Below are 18,107 nucleotides of genomic sequence, written 5' to 3'. Positions count from 1 at the left end.
TCGCGCTACGCGAACTGATTGACGGGCAACTCGAAGCCCAACCGCTCGCGCAGAGTCGGGGCGGTACTCGGTCGCGGATTGAGAGTTGGCACTACGTCCGTCGCGATCTTGTCCACGGCGGCGGCCAGCGCCAGTGGACGCAGAACCACACCGTCGATCCCGGCGAGCCCACCGATCTCACGCAGCAGCGCAGTCAAACCCGCGCTGTCGCCGCGATAGAACAGCGAGTGCGGGGCATACGGCGCTCCCGCCCATTCCTCGAGTTCCGCCAAAGCGTCGTCGGCGGCACCGCGATCGGCTCCGAGAAGCACGTCGACATCGAGGAGCACTCTGACGCTGCGCCCGAGGGCAGCTGCACTCGTGTGGACCAGCTTGGCCGTAGCTTTGGCCTCGCCGAGGTCGGTTGCCGAAATCCGAATCAGATCTCCGCGCGCAACGGCGAGTTCGCGGGCCTCCGGTCGACTCGCGTCGACGGAGATCAGCGGCTGCCCCTGAGGCGAGCGCGGGGTGATGGACGGGCCCTTGACGGAAAAGTTCTTTCCCTCGAAATCGATGTAGTGCAGCTTGTCCCGATCGATGAATCGTCCGCTCGCAGCATCACGTATCTCGGCGTCGTCCTCCCAGCTGTCCCACAGCCGACTGATCACCTCGACCGCCTCGGACGCTTCCTCCCACGCGGACTCCGGACCCTGCACTGCCTTTCGGCCGAACAACGCTGCCTGCTCGGTGGTGTCGGACACCGCGACCTGGCAACCGGCCCGCCCAGCAGACGAGTAGTCGATGCTCGCAATGGCCTTGGAAATGTGGAACGGTTCGGTGTGCGTGACCGTCGCAGTGGGGATCAGGCCGATGCGCGAGGTGACAGCACTCAGCCTCGCCGCAGTTGCCACGGCCTCCAACCTCCCCCGCACAGCGTGCTGGCCTTCGGATTGGAGCCCGAAAGAATCGGGGAGGAACGCCAGATCCACCCCACCCCGATCCGCGGCGGTCACCAGGTCCACCCAGTACGACGGCGTGAACAGATCTTCGGCGCGCGAATCCTCGCGTCGCCAGGAGTACGGATGAGCTCCGGTGCCCTCGAATTCGAGGCCGACCAGGAATGCTCCGGAACTACGCTCGGACATGTTCGGCCTTTCCTGTCGAATGATCCCGCCCGGGGATCGCGTCGAGAAGTGTGCGTGTGTACTCGTTTCGGGGATTGTCGAAAATCTCGGCGGTAGTGCCGATTTCGAGCAATCGCCCAGCTTGCATGACGCCGACTACGTCGCTGATCTGGCGAACTACCGCCAGATCGTGGGAGATGAAGAGATAGGTCAGGCCCAGTTCTCGCTGCAAATCGTCGAGTAGCGCCAGGATCTGCGCTTGAACCGAGACGTCGAGAGCGGATACCGGCTCGTCGAGAACGAGTAGATCCGGCTTCAGAGCGAGCGCGCGAGCGATCGCCACCCGCTGACGCTGGCCGCCCGAGAGTTCTGCCGGCTTGCGGCTCAGGAACTGCTCGGGCAGCGCAACCTGATCGAGCAGCTCGGCGGCACGGCTCTGCTGCTGGGTACGTCCACCAACCTTGAAGGCCCGCAGCGGCTCTGCCACGATGTCTTGGACGGACAGTTTCGGGTCGAGTGATGCATAGGGGTTCTGGTACACGAGCTGAATCTTTCGACGCAGCTCGCGCAGGCCGCTGCCCTTGACCTTCGTGATGTCCTGTCCGTCGAAGGTGATGGTGCCGGCGTCCGCCTGCTCCAATCGCACGGCAATGCGGGCGGTGGTCGACTTGCCGGAACCTGACTCCCCCACCAGTGACACCGTCTGGCCCCTCGGAACAGTCAGCGATACTTCGTTCACCGCGGTGATCGAACTCCCGCGGCCGACGTTGAAACGCTTGGTGATTCCGGTCAGCGTCAGCAGCGGGCTCGTGTCCTGACGGACCGGGCGATCGACCGGTCCCGAGGACAGGCTCGGCGCAGAGTTCAGCAGCTTCTTCGTGTACTCGTCTCGCGGGTCTCCCAGAATATCTGCGGTGCGGCCGGATTCGACGATTCTGCCCCCCTGCATCACCAGGATCCGGTCCGCGCGGTCTGCGGCCACACCCAGGTCATGCGTGATCAGAAGCACGGCGGCACCGGATTCGGCGATTCGCTCGTCGAGATGGTCGAGAATGCGTCGTTGAACCGTGACGTCCAGAGCACTGGTCGGCTCGTCGGCGATGATGAGGGCCGGGTTCGCTACAAGAGCGATACCGATCAGAACTCGTTGCCGCATACCGCCGGACAGCTCGTGTGGATACTGGCGTGCCCGGATCTCCGGGCGATCGATACCCGCGCGCTCGAGCACGGCGACGGCGTCCAACCGCGCTGTGCGCCGGTCGGCGAGGCCGTGGATCCGCAGGACTTCTGCAACCTGGTCGCCGATCCGAGTCACCGGGTTGAGCGAGGTCGTCGGATCCTGCGGCACCAGACCGATACGAGCGCCGCGGATTCTCTGCCACGCGCGGTCGGAGTACGAATCGATTCTGTCGCCTTCGAACTCGACGCTTCCGCCCGTGACGTGGCCGCTACCGGCGAGCAGGCCCAGTATCGCGTGGGCCGTCGTCGACTTTCCCGAACCCGACTCCCCCACCACCGCAACCACTTCGCCGCGGCCGACGGTGAAACTCACACCGGATACCGCGGGCTCGTTGCCGTAGGAGATCTGCAGGTCGGTGACGGAAAGCAACTGTTCCTCGGTCGTGCTCATCGCCGGTTGCTCCTTTCGATCTCGTGGCCGATACGGTGCGCCGAGATGACCACGGCGACAATCGCGAGACCGGGAAGTGTTGTCATCCACCAGGCATTGGCGAGGAAGTTGCGCCCCTCGGACACCAGCGATCCCCATTCCGGGGTAGGCGGAACCGCGCCGAATCCCAAGAAGCTCAGTGCCGACACTGCAAGAACTGCCTGCCCGAACTCGACTGCGGAAAGCGCGACCACGGGCGCGTACGAGTTGGGCAGCACGTGCCGACGCAGGACACCGAGCCACTGCACGCCCGAACTGAACGCGGCCTCGACGTACTGAGCGCCGCGCACCCGCATCACTTCGGCACGCATCACTCGCGCAAAATTGGCGACCATACTGACGCCGACAGCGATGGCGACGTTGATGGTGCCGAAGCCGAGCGCGGTCACCAATGCCAACGAGAGCAGTAGCGCCGGAATGGACAGCAGGACATCGACGATGCGCATCAGAACTGCGTCGACGACTCCGCCGACAAATCCCGCGAGCAAACCGATGATCGATCCTGCCACCAACGCGATTCCCACCGCTACCAAAGTCGCGGTCAGGGACAGCGCGGCGCCGTGTACGAAGCGTGTGTACAGGTCACGCCCGAGGTTGTCGGTTCCGAACCAGTGAGCCAAGCTCGGTCCCTGCAGTTTGTCCGCCGGGACGCCGGACAACGGATCACCGCTGGCGAAAAACCCAGGCGCGACGGCAAAGCCGATGGCAAGCAGCACGATCAGCACCGGAATGACCAGACCGGGCTTACGGATCAAACCGATGGCAGTCGACCTTCGGCGCGAAACGACTGGTGCCTTGGCCTCGACGCGTGGATCGAGGAGTAAGGGTTCGATCAATGTGTCAGACATGGGCCGGCTCCAGATCGGTCGAGCTTTCGGTATTCGAGTTTTCGGCATGTGCCTTCTTCGCCTGAACGATTCGTGGATCGATCAGGGGGTAGAAGAGGTCGACCGCGAGGTTGACGAGCACGAAGACCAGGGAGGCGAACACAACGACGCCCTGCACCACCGGGATGTCCTGCGCCATCACCGACGTCTGGGTCAGACGGCCAACGCCCGCGCGGGAGAACACCGTTTCCACGACCACCGAACCAGCCAGCAAAGTTCCGACCAGCACTCCGGCAATGGTGAATGCCGGAATGCTCGCCAGTCGCAACGCGTGACGGGTCTGCACGCGCCAACGGCTGGCTCCCTTGGCATAGGCGGTCTCCACGTGCGGCGAACGCAGCGTCGACTGCAGGCTGGTCGTGAGGACCTGCGCGATCACCGCGCCGGTCGGGATCGCCAGCGTGAACGCCGGGAGAACTACCGTTGCGAATCCCTTGTCCCCGAATGCCGGGAAGATGTGCAGACGGAACGAGAAGAGTTGCAGGAGGATCAGACCCACCCAGAAGGTGGGCACAGCCACTCCCAGAGGCGGCAGCGAGAACAACAGGTTCGCCAGCCACCGCTTGCGGGTGTAGGTAGCGAAGAACGCGATCGCCACTCCGAACAGCACGGCGAGAACCAAAGCCGTGGTTGCCAGCACCAGGGTGCTCGGCAATGCCGAGAAGATGGCATCCGTTACCGACTGACCGGTGGAGATCGACGTACCGAAATCGCCGCGAAGAGCATTGGTCAGCGACGTCCAGTACTGCACCCACACCGACTGGTCCAAGCCGTATCGTGCCCGAAGCTGATCGAGCGCAGCCTGATCCACTGCAACACCCTGCCCGGACGAGTCCGCAGCCATGCTGACCGGATCGCTCGGCAGGAGGAACAGAATCACGAACGAGATGGTGAAGGCGGCCCACAGGACAACCGCGGCCTGGCCCAGTCGGGTGAGTACGTATCGAGTCATGATTACTTACCCGACAACCATGCGTCGTAGAACTGCAGGCGTGACGAGGCTTCGAAGTTCAGATCCTGAACACTCGATCCGGCGCCGATGGCCTGCGAGAGCTCGATCGTGGGGATGGAGAGCCCACGGTCGAGGATCAATTCCTGAGCGGTGGAGACCAGTTCGCCGCGCTGACCGTTGTCCGTGGCTGCGAGCTGGTCGGTGAGAACCTTGTCGAGCTCCGGATCTGCGCCGCGACGATTGAGGTTGCGGCCCTCGGTGCTGAACGACGCCCGCAGGATGTCGGCGTCGGCCCGAGTGCTGTTGTAGTACAGCGAATCGTAGTCACCCGACACCCCCTTCTCGGTCCATTCACCGTTCGAGACCAGATTGAGCTGCAGGTCGACGCCGACCTTCTTGAGCTGCTGCTGCACGAGCTCGAGAATGGCCTGATTACCCGAGAACACCGGGCTGAACGTGACGCTGAACGTGAGCTTCTGCCCGTCCTTCTCGCGGATACCGTCGCTTCCGGCCTTCCAACCGGCTGCGTCGAGAAGCTTCGCCGACTTGTCCGCGTCGTAGGTCACGACACTGGATTCGTCGCTGTAGAGCGGAGTGGTGTGAGCCAACGGGCTCGTTGCCGGGAAGAACGACGGATCAAGAACGGTGTCGACGAGTTCTTGGCGGTTGATCGCCGGAATGATGGCCTGGCGGACGGCCTGATCAGCGAGTACTCCACGACTGACATTGGGCTGGAAGAAGAAGCTCACGCCCGGGTTGGGCCGGGTGAGGATGCGTCCACCGGCGCCCTCGATCTGCGGTGCGTCCTGTGGAAGCGCGTCGCTGACCGCATCGAGCTGGCCGGAAGCCACACTGCCCGCGCGCACACCGGATTCGGGGACCACGGTGAAATCGACGCCGTCGAGGTAGGCCTCGCCCTGATGCGCGACTGCGTCCGACGCCCAGTTGTATCCCGCACGCTTGGCGATCTTGACGCTCTTGTCCTGCTGCCAGTCGGTGTACACGAATGGACCGGAAGCGATCACCGCTGCACCGGGGCAGCGCTGCTCGGATGCCAGTGCGGTGGTGGAATCGGCGAGGATTCCGAGCTGCGGCGTCGAAGTTGCTTGCAGGAACTGAACATTGGGCCCGGAGAAATTGATCTTCGCCGTGTGGGCGTCGACGACGTCAGTACCCGTGTACGAGGACAGGTAGCTCTTCGCCAACGACGCGTTCGGCCCGAGGTTCTTGACCGAGTCGAAGGTCTTCTTGACCGAATCCGCCGTCACCGGTGTGCCGTCACTGAAAGTGACATCATCGCGAAGAACGAACGTGAAGCTCGCGGCATCGGGGCTGATCTCCCAACTCTTGGCGAGCCACGGGGTGATCTCGCCGGAGTCGGGATTTTGATCGGTCAGCGAATCCACCACGGTGCGAGTGACATACACGGTCTGGTTGCTGCCGGCCTGGGCCGGATCGGCGCACGTCGGCGCCTGCGAGAGGCCGTAACGAAGGGTTCCGCCGGACTGCGCGGGACCCGCGTCGGCACCGCTGCCGCTTCCGTCGCTGCTGCAGCCGGCGAGGACGGTTCCGAGAACCGAGGCAGCACCGATACCGGCAATGACGGTCGCGCGTTTGCGGGCACCGAATGAGGGCGAAGACACCAAGAACTCCTAAAGAGGCATGCCGAAGAGCGCACCCGTCGCCGTGAAGCAAGAAGCTCCGAGAAGGCGATCGAGCGCGAATCACTTGTGCAGAGAAGAGAAAACAGACTTGTCGACGACTCGCCTGAGTGTGAATGACTGACCGAGGTCAGTTGGTACAGAAAGATCCCGCGGTGCGGCACAGGTCTACGTGACGACGCGACCAGGCGGTATCGAAACCGCCTTCGACTGCCTTCATTTCGTGTTCCTCCATCGGTCCTGGCGGTAGCACCCGCACCCGATCACTCGGGGGGTTGCTGCGACTTCAATGAGCCAGGTCTCTCGGTCGCTCTGGATGGTCGTTCGCAAGTGTACGAGGTCAAACCCGGGTGTTGTCAACCCGGTCGGTAGGAATTGCTGCTCGGGTCACATTTTCGAGCACCCGAAGTTGTTTCTCGAACGGGTGGACGCCCACTTCTTCGGGCGAGAGTGAAGCGTCGTAGAGCGGTGTGTATCCACTGGACAGGTACAGCGCGACAGCCTCCGGTTGCCGAGGGCCCGTCGTCAGGAACACCCGGTGGTATCCGCGAAGCTCGATCTCTCGTTCCAACTCGCGAACGACGACCTTGCCGAGACCACGCTTCCGATAGTCGACCGATGTCCAGATTCTCTTCAATTCGGCAGTGGTGGAATCAAATTGGCGAAATGCACCACCGGCAATAGGCACATCCTCGTGGGTGAGCACCAGGAGCGCCCCCTGCGGGTACGCAAATTCTTCTGCCGGGTACGTGGTGAGATCCGCGAGCATCGCTTCGCGAGTTCCGCCGTATCGCGAGCTGTATTCGAGCGCCAATTCCGCGATCAGTGGAGCCGCCAAGGGATCGTCCTGCGATACCGAGTAGACCTCTACCGCGCCGATGCCCTCGACCTGACGGGTCCCGAGCTCCAGTGCCACAACACTTTCCTCCATGAATCTGGTCAACGCTCCCCCAGCCGAAAAACTTCCGGAGCGAGAGCGGTTCCCTCGACGAGGTTCGATACAAGTTCCCCCAGGGCCGGACCGAATTTGAATCCATGACCCGAGAATCCCGCCGCGACCGTGACGGCGCCGACTCGGTCGATGACGAAGTTACTGTCCGGCGAGCTCGTGTACAGGCACGTGATCGACTCGACCTGGGTGGAATCAACGCCGGGCAACCACGACTCGGCGTACTCGACCAATCGTTGCTCTCCGTCGACATCAGGGGTGTAGTCGCGGGTCTGTGGAGTCACGACCGGCCCGGTCGCGTGTTCGCCGATCTTGATGCCGTCCTCGGAACCGAGTCCGTAGATCCCCGCGGTCTCCAACTGCGCACCCGTGTGGTGAACGAAACTCGGCCACTCGACTCCCGGGTCCAGCGGTGCAAAGTGGGCCGGTTGTTCCTGCGTCGTGCGCAGCGTCGGGAGCACGATCTCGGAACCGAGTCCGCTGTCTGCGATCAGGTCCGCAGTCCACGCCCCAGCCGCGATCACGACCTGACGAGCCGCGAGCGTTCCGCCGTCCGTCACCACGTCCACGCCGTACGACGCTCGCGCGAGTGCCAATACCCGAACGTCGTGACGGACCTCGGCACCGGCGAACACCGCTCCCGCTTTCAGCGCGGTCACGGCGCGGTCCGCGTGCAACCGGCCTGCATCGGGGTGATGGAGCACGGTGGTGTCGAATCGCAACCCCGGCCAGCGGGCGGACGCCTCGGCAGGAGTGAGGATCTCACCCTTGATGCCGGCCTCGACCAATATCTGCGCCTTGGACTGCACTGCCTGCGGCAGACCGTGATCGACGGCACCGGTCAGTTCCAGGAACCCGATGTCCGTGGTGGACTCCAACTCCCGCCACAGTGGCAGCGCGTCGGCCGCCAATCCTGTGTACAGGTGATTGTCGTAGGCCTGACGGTAGATGCGCGAAGTACCGTGCGATGCACCGTGCTTGTGCCCCGGCCCGAACTGTTCCAGCTGTACGACGCTGTGTCCGCGCGCCGCGAGCCGCCATGCGGCGGAGGACCCGACGAGTCCTCCGCCGATGACGATCACATCGAGAATCTCACTCATGGACGAGAGCTCACTTGGTCTTGGGAAGGCCGGGCGGGTTGATCAGAGACTTGTCGACGGCTTCGCTGGTGATGTTCCAACGCTCGAGGATCTGCTGGTACGTACCGTTCTCGATCGTGTGGTTGATCGCGTCGTTGACGGCCTTGATCAACCCGTTGTCCTTCTTCACCAGCACCGCGATCTGTCCTTGCAAAGTGTCGCCGGCACCGGAGAACTCACCGACAACCTCGGTTTCACCCGACTGCTTGGCGTGGAACTGCGACGACGGGTTCGGGCCGAAGTAGGCGTCGATTCGGCCGGACTGCAAGGGGAGGTAGTAGTCGGTGGTGTTCTGGTAGTAGGAGATGTCGGTGGGCGCCAGGCCGGCCGCGACGTTCTGCTCACTCCACTTGACCAGCAACGCTTCCTGATTGGTGCCGGAACCTACCGCGATCTTCTTGCCGGCGACGTCCTTGGGTTCCTTGATGGAAATTCCGGCGCCCTTCTTGGCTTCGAAGGCGAGGGTGTCGAGTCGGTAGGTGGCGAAGTCGTACTTCTCCTTACGTTCCTCTGTGACAGTCACATTGGAGAGGAAGGCGTCGGCCTCGCCGGAGTCGATGCGGACGAAGTTCTGTGCCCAGTCCGCTGTCTGCAGGTCGACCTTCAAACCGAGAACGTCACCGATCAGGTAAGCGAAGTCGGTCTCGGAGCCGATGAGGGTGGTGTCGTCGTCGGCGTAGAAGCGAAGCGGCGGAGCGGAACCCGCGCTACCGGTGACTCGCAGCGTGCCGCGATCACGAATGTCCTGAGGAACCTCGGCGGCGATGGCATCCACCTTGTCGGTGGTGATGCGATTCTGGTCGGCGGTGAGGTTGTAACCCGCGGCCGCGGTGACCTGGGCGCCGTCGGACTCGGCGTCAGCACTGCTGCACGCAGCGCTGAGCAGTCCGACGGTGGCAAGAGCCGAGATCAGAAAAGTCGCGCGACGGGATGGGGAGAACATCAATTTTTCCTTCCGGGAATGAGTCTGGGTCGCGTCAGAGGACGCGGGAGAGAAACGCTTTGGTCCGTTCGTGGACCGGATTGTCGATCACCTGCGACGGCGGGCCCTGTTCGACGATGACGCCGCCGTCCATGAAGACCGCGGTGTCCGCCACCTCCCGAGCAAATCCGACCTCGTGCGTGACGATCACCAAGGTGGCGCCGTCGCGGGCAAGCTGGGCAAGAACTTCGAGGACTTCGCCGACCAACTCGGGATCGAGCGCCGAGGTCGGTTCGTCGAAGAGAATCACAGCCGGACGCAGTGCCAGCGCTCGCGCTATCGCTACGCGCTGTTGCTGGCCACCGGAGAGTTGGCGGGGATACTCGTCGGCCTTGTCTCCCACTCCCACTCGCTCGAGCAGAGCGCGGGCTTCGCGGTAGACCTCATCACGGTCTCGTTTCTGGGCCGAGAGCGGTGCTTCCACCACGTTCTCCAGCGCAGTCAGGTGCGGAAACAGGTTGAAGTTCTGGAACACGAATCCGATATGTGAACGCTGCTTCAGGATCTCGCGGTCACGCAGTTCGTGAAGTCGATTTCCCTTGCGCCGGTATCCGATCAGTTCTCCGTCGATCCGTACGGTCCCGCGGTCGACCTTCTCGAGGTGATTGAGGGTGCGCAGCAAGGTGGACTTACCGGAACCGGACGGTCCGAGAATGACGGTCACTTCGCCCTTGCGAACCAGGAGATCAACGCCGGCAAGTACTTCCAGCGTGCCGAACGACTTGTGGATTCCGCGCGCTTCGACGGCGTACACCGTCTCTTCGGCCAATTCTGCGGTCATCGGGTCGCACCTCTCGGAATATCGAGACGCGCGTCACGAATCTCTTCGAACTTCTTGCGCGCCTTCTGGATCGGAGTCAACGGAAGGGCTCGGGCGGATCCACGTGCGTAGTGGCGCTCAACGTAGTACTGACCGATCGAGAGCAACGTCGTGAGGATGATGTACCAGATTGTGGCGACCATCAGCAGGGGCACAACTCGTCCGTTGCGGCCGAAGATGACCTGCACCTGGTAGAACAGTTCGGCGATCGCCATGGTGGAGACGATGGACGTTCCCTTGAAGAGTCCGATGACCTCGTTGGCGGCATTGGGGAGGATCGCCCGCATCGCCTGCGGGAGAATGATCTTGAAGAACTGGCGACTGCGCGGAATACCTAGCGAGTGAGCTGCTTCGATCTGACCGTGATCCACCGAGATAATTCCGGAGCGGATGATCTCGGCCGAGTACGCGGCCTGGTGCAGTGCCAAACCGATGACTGCTGCAGTGAATCCGCCGATCACACCGCTGACCTGGAAGGTGAAGAACTCCGGTCCGAAAGGTATTCCAAGAGAAAGGGTCTGGTACAGGTACGTGATGTTGAACCAGAAGAGCAGCTGCACGATGAGCGGAATCGAGCGGAAGGCCCAGATGTAGGTCCAGGCGATCACCTGCAGGACCGGGTTCTTCGACAACCGGCCGAGTGCCAGGAAAACACCGAGGCCGAATCCGAGGATCGTCCCCCACAGGGTCAGTTTGATCGTCATCCACAACGCGGCAAGCACCGATTTCGCGGTGAAGTACTGCGCGAACGTCGGCCAGTCCCAGCCGGGGTTGACGACGAGGCCGTGAATGAATTGAGCAAGCAAAACCAGCACGACCGCGCTGATCACCCAGCGCAACGGGTGCCAGGTACGAGCAACGACAAGTTCCGAGTCGGGAAGCTGCGGCTCGGCCACCGACTTTTCGGGGCGGACATCGGTGGGCGCGCTCACGGCGCACTACCTGACGGAGTGGACATCACGAATAGACCTTTCGGGAAATGGGAACGCAGCTGTGTTCTCGAGGTGGCGTACTCGAGTTGCGAAGACGACGACAGTTCGGTCGGTGACAGTGAGGTCAGAGACAGTGACACGAAGCGGTGCGGCACAGATCGATGTGACGACGCCTGTGCGCAGCGTGCGAAGTGGAACCCATGTGATGCCTTCCATCGGTCCTGGCGGTAGCACCCGCTCCCGATCACTCGGGGGGTTGCTGCGACGTCGACGAGCCAGGTCTCTCGGTCGCTCTGGATGGTGAGCAAAGACTAGACGCGAAATCCCGAGTCGTCAAATGTTGTATTTCCCTGCACTGCAAGGGAAATGAAGGTCGCTTCATGTTGAAATCGCACTGATTTCAACGGTGTCCGAAACCTTGGTCGCCGTGTTCAATGGAGTGTTCGAATCGAGACCGGGACCGCCGTCCGGACTGACTTTTCCTCTGCCGTACCGTCTGCGGAGTGAGTGGAATCGACGCTTTCTTCATCTTGTTGGCCGGCATCGGTGCGGGCGCGATCAATGCCGTCGTCGGCAGTGGAACGCTGATCACGTTTCCCACCCTGGTCGCCTTCGGGATGCCGCCGGTGACCGCGACCATGTCCAACGCGGTCGGGCTCGTCGCCGGCGGGGTTTCGGGCACGTGGGGATACCGGCGTGAGTTGTCCGGGCAGTGGGATCGTTTGAAGTGGCAGATTCCCGCGTCGCTCGCCGGCGCACTCCTTGGTTCGTGGTTGCTCATGCACCTACCCGAGAAACTGTTCGAGACCATCGTTCCGGTGCTGCTGATCCTGGCTCTCGCACTTGTCCTCCTCCAGCCACGTATCCAGGCGTGGGCGAAGAAGCGTTCCACCGAAGAGACGACGCTGTCCACCAAGAGGCTGATGCTCCTGACCGCGGGCACCTTTGCCGTCGGCATCTACGGCGGCTACTTCACCGCCGCGCAGGGCATCCTCCTCATCGGTGTGATGGGTGCCATCCTCCCGGAAACCCTCCAGCGCATGAACGGCGCGAAGAACCTGCTCTCACTGCTCGTCAACATCGTCGCGGCCGGAATGTACATCACTCTGGCCTTCGACCAGATCAATTGGGCAGCAGCGGGGTTGATCGCTGTCGGCTCACTCGGTGGCGGCGTTTTGGGCGCCCGCTACGGACGACGCCTGTCCCCCACTGCACTGCGATACACGATTGTCGTCGTCGGCCTGATCGGCTTGTGGCGTCTTCTCGCTTGACCGCCCACATCTGGCGGCACCCGCACATACTGGAGATATGACCAGAACAGACGATCAGACCGGTTGGACCTACCTCATGGACATGGACGGGGTTCTCGTCCACGAGGAGCACTTGATACCCGGAGCAGACACGTTCCTGGCAGAACTGGCGTCGAACGACATTCCGTACATGGTGCTCACCAACAACTCCATCCGCACCCCGCGTGACCTGCGAGCACGCCTCCTCAATTCGGGACTCGACATCCCGGAGAAGTCGATCTGGACGTCAGCGCTCGCTACCGCGACCTTCCTGGCCAACCAGCGTCCGGGCGGCAGCGCCTACGTGGTCGGTGAATCGGGCCTGACCACTGCACTGCACGACATCGGCTACGTCCTGACGGACAGCGACCCCGACTACGTCGTCCTCGGCGAGACGCGTACGTACTCCTTCGAGGCGATCACCACGGCCATTCGCCTGGTCGAGCGTGGATCGCGGTTCATCGCCACCAACCCCGACGCCACCGGACCGTCGCGCGACGGCTCTCTCCCGGCCACCGGCTCGGTCGCCGCTCTCATCACCAAGGCAACCGGACGCGATCCCTACTACGTCGGCAAGCCCAACGCCTTGATGATGCGGTCCGCCCTGCGGTCCATCGGCGCTCATTCAGCCAACACGTTGATGATCGGCGACCGCATGGACACCGACATCGTCTGCGGCCTCGAAGCCGGACTGCAGACGATTCTGGTGATGACCGGAATCTCGACCCGCGCGTCGGTGGAGCTCTACCCGTACCGCCCGACCATCGTCCTCGAGTCGGTCGCGGATTTGGTCGGAATGACAACCGATCCATTCCGTAGCAACGCAAACAATTGAAGGAATTGTCAAAAGAATGGAAATTTGGTAATTAACTGGTAAAAAACAGCGAGTTTGCCAGGATCCGACTCGTCCCGTTTGTCCAACTGGACAAACAAACGGTTTTCTTCGCACCAAAATTACATACTGATAGTTATCCGCAGCTCAGAGCCACTTTCAATTCCCCGGACAATGTGAATCAGAGTCGAAAAAGAAATTTCGAAAAAGTAGTAACGAATCGTTTGCCGTGGCTGATACTCATGTCTGAACGACCCATTTCGGGTCCCAGACATGAAATGAGATTTTCATGAAGAAGCAGACCAAGGGCGCGATCGCTGCTGCGGCGGCCGGCGCCCTCCTCCTCGGCGGTGCGGGCTCGCTCGCAGTCTGGAGCGATTCGGCCGACGTCAGTGGCGGCGGGCCCGTCACGTCCGGCGCCCTCGACCTGAGCGCTTGCGCACCGGTCGGCGGCGGTTGGAACTCCCTCAACCCGACGAAGACCGCGATCACCAACATCTCGGCCTACCGCATCGTCACAACCGAAAGCATCGAATACACCTGCGACGTAACCGTGACCGCGGTCGGCGATCGTCTCGCCGCAGTTCTGACCGCCGACACGGCCGGAATCGTTCCGGGTGCCAACAGCTCCGAACTTGCCGCGGCAGTGCAGCCGGTTACGACCATCAAGGACGCGGGTGGCAACCCGATTTCGCAGATCACCAAGGTGCAGAACGGAACGATCGTCCACGTCGGGGTCCGGCTGAACTTCACCGAGGTGGCCAACCAGGTCGCGCAGAACCAGTCGCTGAACTTGTCGGCAATGAAGCTGGTCGTCACTCAGACAGCACTGACACCGGCCCCGTAATTTCATGAGGAAAAAGGTCTGGGGAGCGATCGCAGTCGCGGTGGCTGCTGTAGCGGTGTTCGCATCGTCGCAGCAGTCGCTCGCGCTGTGGTCCGATTCGGCGAGCGCGAACGGCGGTACGGCGACTGCCGCCAGCGTCAATCTCACGGTCGGTACATCTACTGGAACCAGCGCGTCGTACCCGTTGTCGACGCTGACGACCGGAACGACTCTGGTACTTCCTGAAAATACAGTGCAAGCACCGCTCACCGTCAAGAACTCGGGAACCGACCCCTTGCAATGGCGAATGCAGGCGACGACCCCTCTGACCGAATTCACTCTGACCACATACAAAGTCGACAACGAAGGCGCCTGCCCGACGGGAGTGAACACAGCGGCTCCGGCAGTCGCCTCGCTGATGTCGGGTTCGATGAATGCATCGCTGCAATACCCGGTTTCGCCGGCGTACATGCCGAGTCCGCTGGCCTCGAACGCAACTTACGTCCTGTGTTTACGGCTCACGGTAGGTGCCAAGGCGGTCTCAGGTGCAACAAACACCGCTACCTTGACGTTCCAGGCAGGTCCGGTATGACAAAGCACTCCACGAAGCGCGAACATACCGGCCCGCTCTGGTGGATCACCTCGATCGTCAGTTGGACACTGCTGCTGGCAATTTCGGCAGTCATCGTCGCAACCATCGTCGTCCCCTTCTTCGCGGGAGCGCAGCGCTTCACGATTCTGACCGGTTCGATGCGTCCGACGTACAACCCTGGATCACTGGTAGTCGTCAAACCTGTCGATCCGTCCGAACTGGGGATCGGTACACCCATTACCTACCAGCTCGAATCCGGTCAGCCGACCGTCGTCACACACCGGATCATCGCCACCAGCGAAAACCAGAAGGGTGAAAGAACTTTCATCACCCAGGGGGACGCGAACGGTGAGCGTGACGAGAAAGAAGTGCGGCCAGTACAGATCCGGGGAAAGGTCTGGTACAGCCTGCCTTATCTCGGTTACGTGAACACTTGGCTGACGGGAGAGCAGCGCACCGTGATCGTGGTGATCGTAGTGACCGCTCTACTGCTGTACGCGTCGTACATGATGATCAGTGGTATCCGTGACGGCCGCAAGGAGCGCGCTCGCGCCCGATTGGCTCCTGCCCCTGCACCACTCGAGCCCACAGACTCCGACCAGATCGAGAAAGGCCAGCACGATGCCCTCGCGCCCTGACCGTCCGGCCCATCGGATTCGTCACTTGTTGACCAGCACGCGCTTTCGCGCGCTGCTCGCGCTGGGGATGGTGCTGGGCGTCGGCGGTGTGACCACGCTCGCGGCCTGGACGTCTTCCGCGACTGCGACTTCGGGAAACATCACGACCGGGTCGATCAATTTGCAGTTGAATACCACAACGCAACCCGCGCTGACCACAACACTGAACTTCAGCCAACTCGGCAAATCAGGGATGCTTCCCGGCGACTCGAACTCCGCTGTCGTTAAAGTCAACAACGTGGGGGCAGGCGTGAATCTTCCTCTGAAATACACGGTAACTTCCACCAGCACCGGCGCACTGACGACCTACTTGCGGATGACTGTGTCGTTGAACGGAACTGTGGCCAACAAATGCGCCGACGGCATCAACGTGGTGTCGTCCTTACCCTTGACCCTCACCACAGATCAGGCGGTTGGTGCGCCCGATCGTTCTCTGGCTATCGGGGCAACCCATAATCTCTGTGTCTCGGTGACGCTTCCGACAAGTCCGACCCCACCGACGAGCAACTCGTCGAGCGTCGTCCTGAGCTTCTCGGCAAAGGTGTGAGCGCCGTGTCACGACACACCAAGATCAGACCGAAAGCATCTATGCCGCGGCGGATTCAGGAAATCCTGCTCACGCTCGGAGCGCTCGTTGGTCTGGCATCCATCGCCTTGTTCGTTGCCGGCTTCGCTTTCGGCATCACGCCGCTGATCTTCAAGAGCGGATCGATGTCTCCCACGATCGATACCGGCGCATTGGCATTTGCGCGTACTGTGCCTGCTTCGGAAGTTCAGGTCGGCGACATCGTCAGCGTGTACGACAGTCAAGGCACGCGCATCACACACCGTGTCGAAACGATCGATCAGCAGGGCAACAACCTTGCAATTGCACAACTGCGCGGCGACGCGAATCCCGTCACCGACCCAGATCCTTATGTCATCACCGAGGCCGATCGAGTCTTCTTCAGTATCAACCGACTTGGCTACGTTGCTGTCTGGCTTTCCGGCCCAAATGGTTTCGTGCTCGGCGCGATCGCCGTATGCGGGTTGTCCTACATTGCGTTCCGTCCGCAGAAGAAGCGAAGCATCTCGGGACCCGGCGCCGATGACCCGCAAGTTGTTCTCGATGAGTCACAACCGAAAAATCTGAACGCAGGACGCGGCGATTCTCATGCCCTCAAAACAGTCGTGGCATTGGCAACCGTCGGTCTGAGTGTGGCAGGCATTGCCAACATAGGCGGAACACAGGCAGCCTTCACTGGCACGGCGACAGCGGGGAGCATTTCGTTCAGCACTGCCGCAAGCTTTCCGAAACCTCCCTCGGCAATGACCTGCACGGATAAGGGAACTTCCGTCGTGCTCGATTGGCCAGGCGTAGCCACAGAAACATTTCGAATCATCGTCCGAAACGCGACCAACACCACCCAGCCTCCGCTGATCAGAGACGTGACCGGTCTGTCCACGACCCTGACGTTGTCCGATCTGCCGAGCGGCGGGATTCTCTTGTCGAACACGAACTACGACGTCGAATTACACGGACTCGTGGGCGCTTATGTGTCACCGGAGTACACGGGGTACCGCGTCAGCAGTTCAACAGCTCTCATAATCCTCAATGACATGGCTTGTGTGTCCGGACCCACGAGCGGAACCACGGCAGCCTCGGCCCCGCGTTCCGCACTGGCTGCGCAAGCTTCGAGCGCTCCGACTACGACCGCTACTGCCGCAAGTTCCACGGCCTCCGCATCCTTAACGCCCACCACGACTTCGGCGCAGACTACGGCAACCTCCAGCACTACGGTGGTCTCGACGACCACCTCGTCACCGACTACAACTACGGCGTCCCCGACAACGCCCGCGACAACCGCCACGTCAACGTCAACGACACCGACATCGACAACGACCGCGCCACCAATCACGACCACTCCGAGCGAGGTCCCCGTCGGCGCCCCGGTGACTACTCCCGGTCTCAGCGCACAGAAGCTCTCGACTACCAGTGGAACCGTTGTGTCCGTGTCGAATTCATCAGGCACTGAAGTCTATCGAGGTACCGTCGACAGCGACGCTGTCCTGCATTGGCTCACCGGTACCGATCAGTTGTACGTGATCACCACGTCCGGAGTCTCCGTCATCGACAGTTCAACGGGAGTCTGGGCCGAATCTCCTGCCCCGAGCGAACTTCCGGACGAGATCAAGGCGCTGGTGCCCTGATGAAAAAGACGACGAAAGCTGCCATGGCAGTCGCCGCGGCCGGTGCTGTACTGCTCGGTGGTTCGGGGACATTGGCGAAATGGACGGACAGTGCAACGCTGACCAGCGCCGCTGTGCAGTCCGGGACTCTCGATCTAGGTGCATGCGTGACCACGAGCGGCGGTGGCTGGTATTCACAGATCTACGTCAACGCGCCCACTAACCCGAATCCACTCGTGCCTATCCCGAACATCACTACCTACCGGCTCAAACCCGGATTCAACTACACGTATTTCTGCGATTCGAAGGTCTTGGCCACCGGTCCCCGGTTGAGAGCCAATGTGACGGTCGACAAGACCAAGTTGAGTGGCGGGCTCGCGACCGCCAGTGTCGATCTCCGCACCTACGTCACCGATCAGAGCAACAATCTGCTGTACGACAGCACAGCGCCGACGCCGAACCTCATCCCAGTCACGTCGGCATTGAACAACACCAACCTGACGGCGCAGGTGCTGTTCACGATCTACCCGAGCGATACCACGAGCTCAGGACTCACACTGAATACGACGGCGTTGACAATCGACGTCAAACAATTGGGACTCACGCCCGCGCCGTAGAACGCCTCGCC

20 protein-coding genes and 2 riboswitches are annotated in these 18,107 nt (G+C 61.8%); of the genes, 8 read left to right on the top strand and 12 right to left on the bottom strand.

Annotated features, from left to right (window positions below):
* Positions 1-5 precede the first annotated feature (5 nt).
* The 12 genes from ACFWEM_RS22640 to ACFWEM_RS22585 all read right to left on the bottom strand — a co-directional run bounded on the left by ACFWEM_RS22640 (position 6) and on the right by ACFWEM_RS22585 (position 11,296).
* Complete coding sequence (locus tag ACFWEM_RS22640; protein ID WP_378537281.1) at positions 6-1,124, bottom strand: LLM class flavin-dependent oxidoreductase; 1,119 nt, start codon at positions 1,122-1,124, stop codon at positions 6-8.
* The gene (locus tag ACFWEM_RS22635; RefSeq protein WP_378537279.1) at positions 1,111-2,733 is read right to left on the bottom strand and encodes a dipeptide ABC transporter ATP-binding protein; all 1,623 of its coding nucleotides are present in this window, start codon (positions 2,731-2,733) and stop codon (positions 1,111-1,113) included. The genes ACFWEM_RS22640 and ACFWEM_RS22635 overlap by 14 nt, the downstream gene beginning before the upstream one ends.
* The gene (locus ACFWEM_RS22630) at positions 2,730-3,620 is read right to left on the bottom strand and encodes an ABC transporter permease (protein ID WP_378537276.1); all 891 of its coding nucleotides are present in this window, start codon (positions 3,618-3,620) and stop codon (positions 2,730-2,732) included. The genes ACFWEM_RS22635 and ACFWEM_RS22630 overlap by 4 nt, the downstream gene beginning before the upstream one ends.
* On the bottom strand, positions 3,613-4,611 hold the full coding sequence (locus ACFWEM_RS22625; RefSeq protein WP_378537273.1) for an ABC transporter permease: 999 nt from the start codon (positions 4,609-4,611) through the stop codon (positions 3,613-3,615). The genes ACFWEM_RS22630 and ACFWEM_RS22625 overlap by 8 nt, the downstream gene beginning before the upstream one ends.
* 2 nt (positions 4,612-4,613) lie before the next feature.
* Complete coding sequence (locus tag ACFWEM_RS22620) at positions 4,614-6,254, bottom strand: ABC transporter substrate-binding protein (RefSeq protein ID WP_378537270.1); 1,641 nt, start codon at positions 6,252-6,254, stop codon at positions 4,614-4,616.
* Positions 6,255-6,402: 148 nt separating this feature from the next.
* Positions 6,403-6,492, bottom strand: a complete 90-nt coding sequence (locus tag ACFWEM_RS22615) for a putative leader peptide (protein ID WP_310504006.1) — start codon at positions 6,490-6,492, stop codon at positions 6,403-6,405.
* A gap of 8 nt (positions 6,493-6,500) precedes the next feature.
* A riboswitch (SAM riboswitch) is annotated at positions 6,501-6,595 on the bottom strand.
* A 17-nt stretch (positions 6,596-6,612) separates the two neighbouring features.
* Positions 6,613-7,203: a GNAT family N-acetyltransferase gene (locus tag ACFWEM_RS22610; RefSeq protein ID WP_378537808.1), complete on the bottom strand. Its 591-nt coding sequence runs from the start codon at positions 7,201-7,203 to the stop codon at positions 6,613-6,615.
* 8 nt (positions 7,204-7,211) lie between these two features.
* On the bottom strand, positions 7,212-8,321 hold the full coding sequence (locus ACFWEM_RS22605; RefSeq protein ID WP_378537268.1) for an FAD-dependent oxidoreductase: 1,110 nt from the start codon (positions 8,319-8,321) through the stop codon (positions 7,212-7,214).
* 10 nt (positions 8,322-8,331) lie between these two features.
* Complete coding sequence (locus ACFWEM_RS22600; protein ID WP_378537266.1) at positions 8,332-9,303, bottom strand: ABC transporter substrate-binding protein; 972 nt, start codon at positions 9,301-9,303, stop codon at positions 8,332-8,334.
* Positions 9,304-9,337: 34 nt separating this feature from the next.
* Positions 9,338-10,123: an amino acid ABC transporter ATP-binding protein gene (locus tag ACFWEM_RS22595; RefSeq protein WP_020968833.1), complete on the bottom strand. Its 786-nt coding sequence runs from the start codon at positions 10,121-10,123 to the stop codon at positions 9,338-9,340.
* Complete coding sequence (locus ACFWEM_RS22590) at positions 10,120-11,094, bottom strand: amino acid ABC transporter permease (RefSeq protein WP_378537264.1); 975 nt, start codon at positions 11,092-11,094, stop codon at positions 10,120-10,122. The genes ACFWEM_RS22595 and ACFWEM_RS22590 overlap by 4 nt, the downstream gene beginning before the upstream one ends.
* Before the next feature lie 124 nt (positions 11,095-11,218).
* Positions 11,219-11,296, bottom strand: a complete 78-nt coding sequence (locus ACFWEM_RS22585; protein WP_378537806.1) for a putative leader peptide — start codon at positions 11,294-11,296, stop codon at positions 11,219-11,221.
* A gap of 7 nt (positions 11,297-11,303) precedes the next feature.
* Positions 11,304-11,398, bottom strand: a riboswitch (SAM riboswitch).
* Between the two features lie 199 nt (positions 11,399-11,597).
* Here ACFWEM_RS22585 and ACFWEM_RS22580 point away from each other — a divergent pair.
* The 8 genes from ACFWEM_RS22580 (at position 11,598) to ACFWEM_RS22545 (ending at position 18,096) form a co-directional block, all read left to right on the top strand.
* A complete protein-coding gene (locus ACFWEM_RS22580) occupies positions 11,598-12,365 on the top strand; it encodes a sulfite exporter TauE/SafE family protein (protein ID WP_317552607.1) in 768 nt (255 codons plus the stop codon).
* A gap of 37 nt (positions 12,366-12,402) precedes the next feature.
* Entirely contained in the window at positions 12,403-13,218 is an 816-nt protein-coding gene (locus ACFWEM_RS22575) for an HAD-IIA family hydrolase (protein ID WP_378537262.1), read from the top strand.
* 286 nt (positions 13,219-13,504) lie between these two features.
* The gene (locus tag ACFWEM_RS22570; protein ID WP_235171573.1) at positions 13,505-14,062 is read left to right on the top strand and encodes an alternate-type signal peptide domain-containing protein; all 558 of its coding nucleotides are present in this window, start codon (positions 13,505-13,507) and stop codon (positions 14,060-14,062) included.
* A 4-nt stretch (positions 14,063-14,066) separates the two neighbouring features.
* Positions 14,067-14,633 carry a hypothetical protein gene (locus ACFWEM_RS22565; RefSeq protein WP_378537260.1) on the top strand — a complete coding sequence of 189 codons (567 nt, stop codon included), beginning with the start codon at positions 14,067-14,069 and terminating at the stop codon, positions 14,631-14,633.
* Positions 14,630-15,271, top strand: a complete 642-nt coding sequence (locus ACFWEM_RS22560) for a signal peptidase I (RefSeq protein ID WP_378537257.1) — start codon at positions 14,630-14,632, stop codon at positions 15,269-15,271. Before ACFWEM_RS22565 ends, ACFWEM_RS22560 begins: the two co-directional genes overlap by 4 nt.
* Positions 15,255-15,857 (top strand): SipW-dependent-type signal peptide-containing protein, encoded by a 603-nt coding sequence (locus ACFWEM_RS22555; RefSeq protein WP_378537254.1) that lies wholly within the window; start codon positions 15,255-15,257, stop codon positions 15,855-15,857. The genes ACFWEM_RS22560 and ACFWEM_RS22555 overlap by 17 nt, the downstream gene beginning before the upstream one ends.
* A gap of 5 nt (positions 15,858-15,862) precedes the next feature.
* Complete coding sequence (locus tag ACFWEM_RS22550; RefSeq protein WP_378537251.1) at positions 15,863-17,500, top strand: signal peptidase I; 1,638 nt, start codon at positions 15,863-15,865, stop codon at positions 17,498-17,500.
* Positions 17,500-18,096 (top strand): alternate-type signal peptide domain-containing protein, encoded by a 597-nt coding sequence (locus ACFWEM_RS22545; protein ID WP_378537248.1) that lies wholly within the window; start codon positions 17,500-17,502, stop codon positions 18,094-18,096. The genes ACFWEM_RS22550 and ACFWEM_RS22545 overlap by 1 nt, the downstream gene beginning before the upstream one ends.
* The last annotated feature ends 11 nt before the right edge of the window (positions 18,097-18,107 follow it).

The organism is Rhodococcus sp. NPDC060176 (assembly GCF_042728675.1).
GTDB lineage: Bacteria > Actinomycetota > Actinomycetes > Mycobacteriales > Mycobacteriaceae > Rhodococcus_F.
This window is presented reverse-complemented; position numbering and strand designations above follow the sequence as displayed.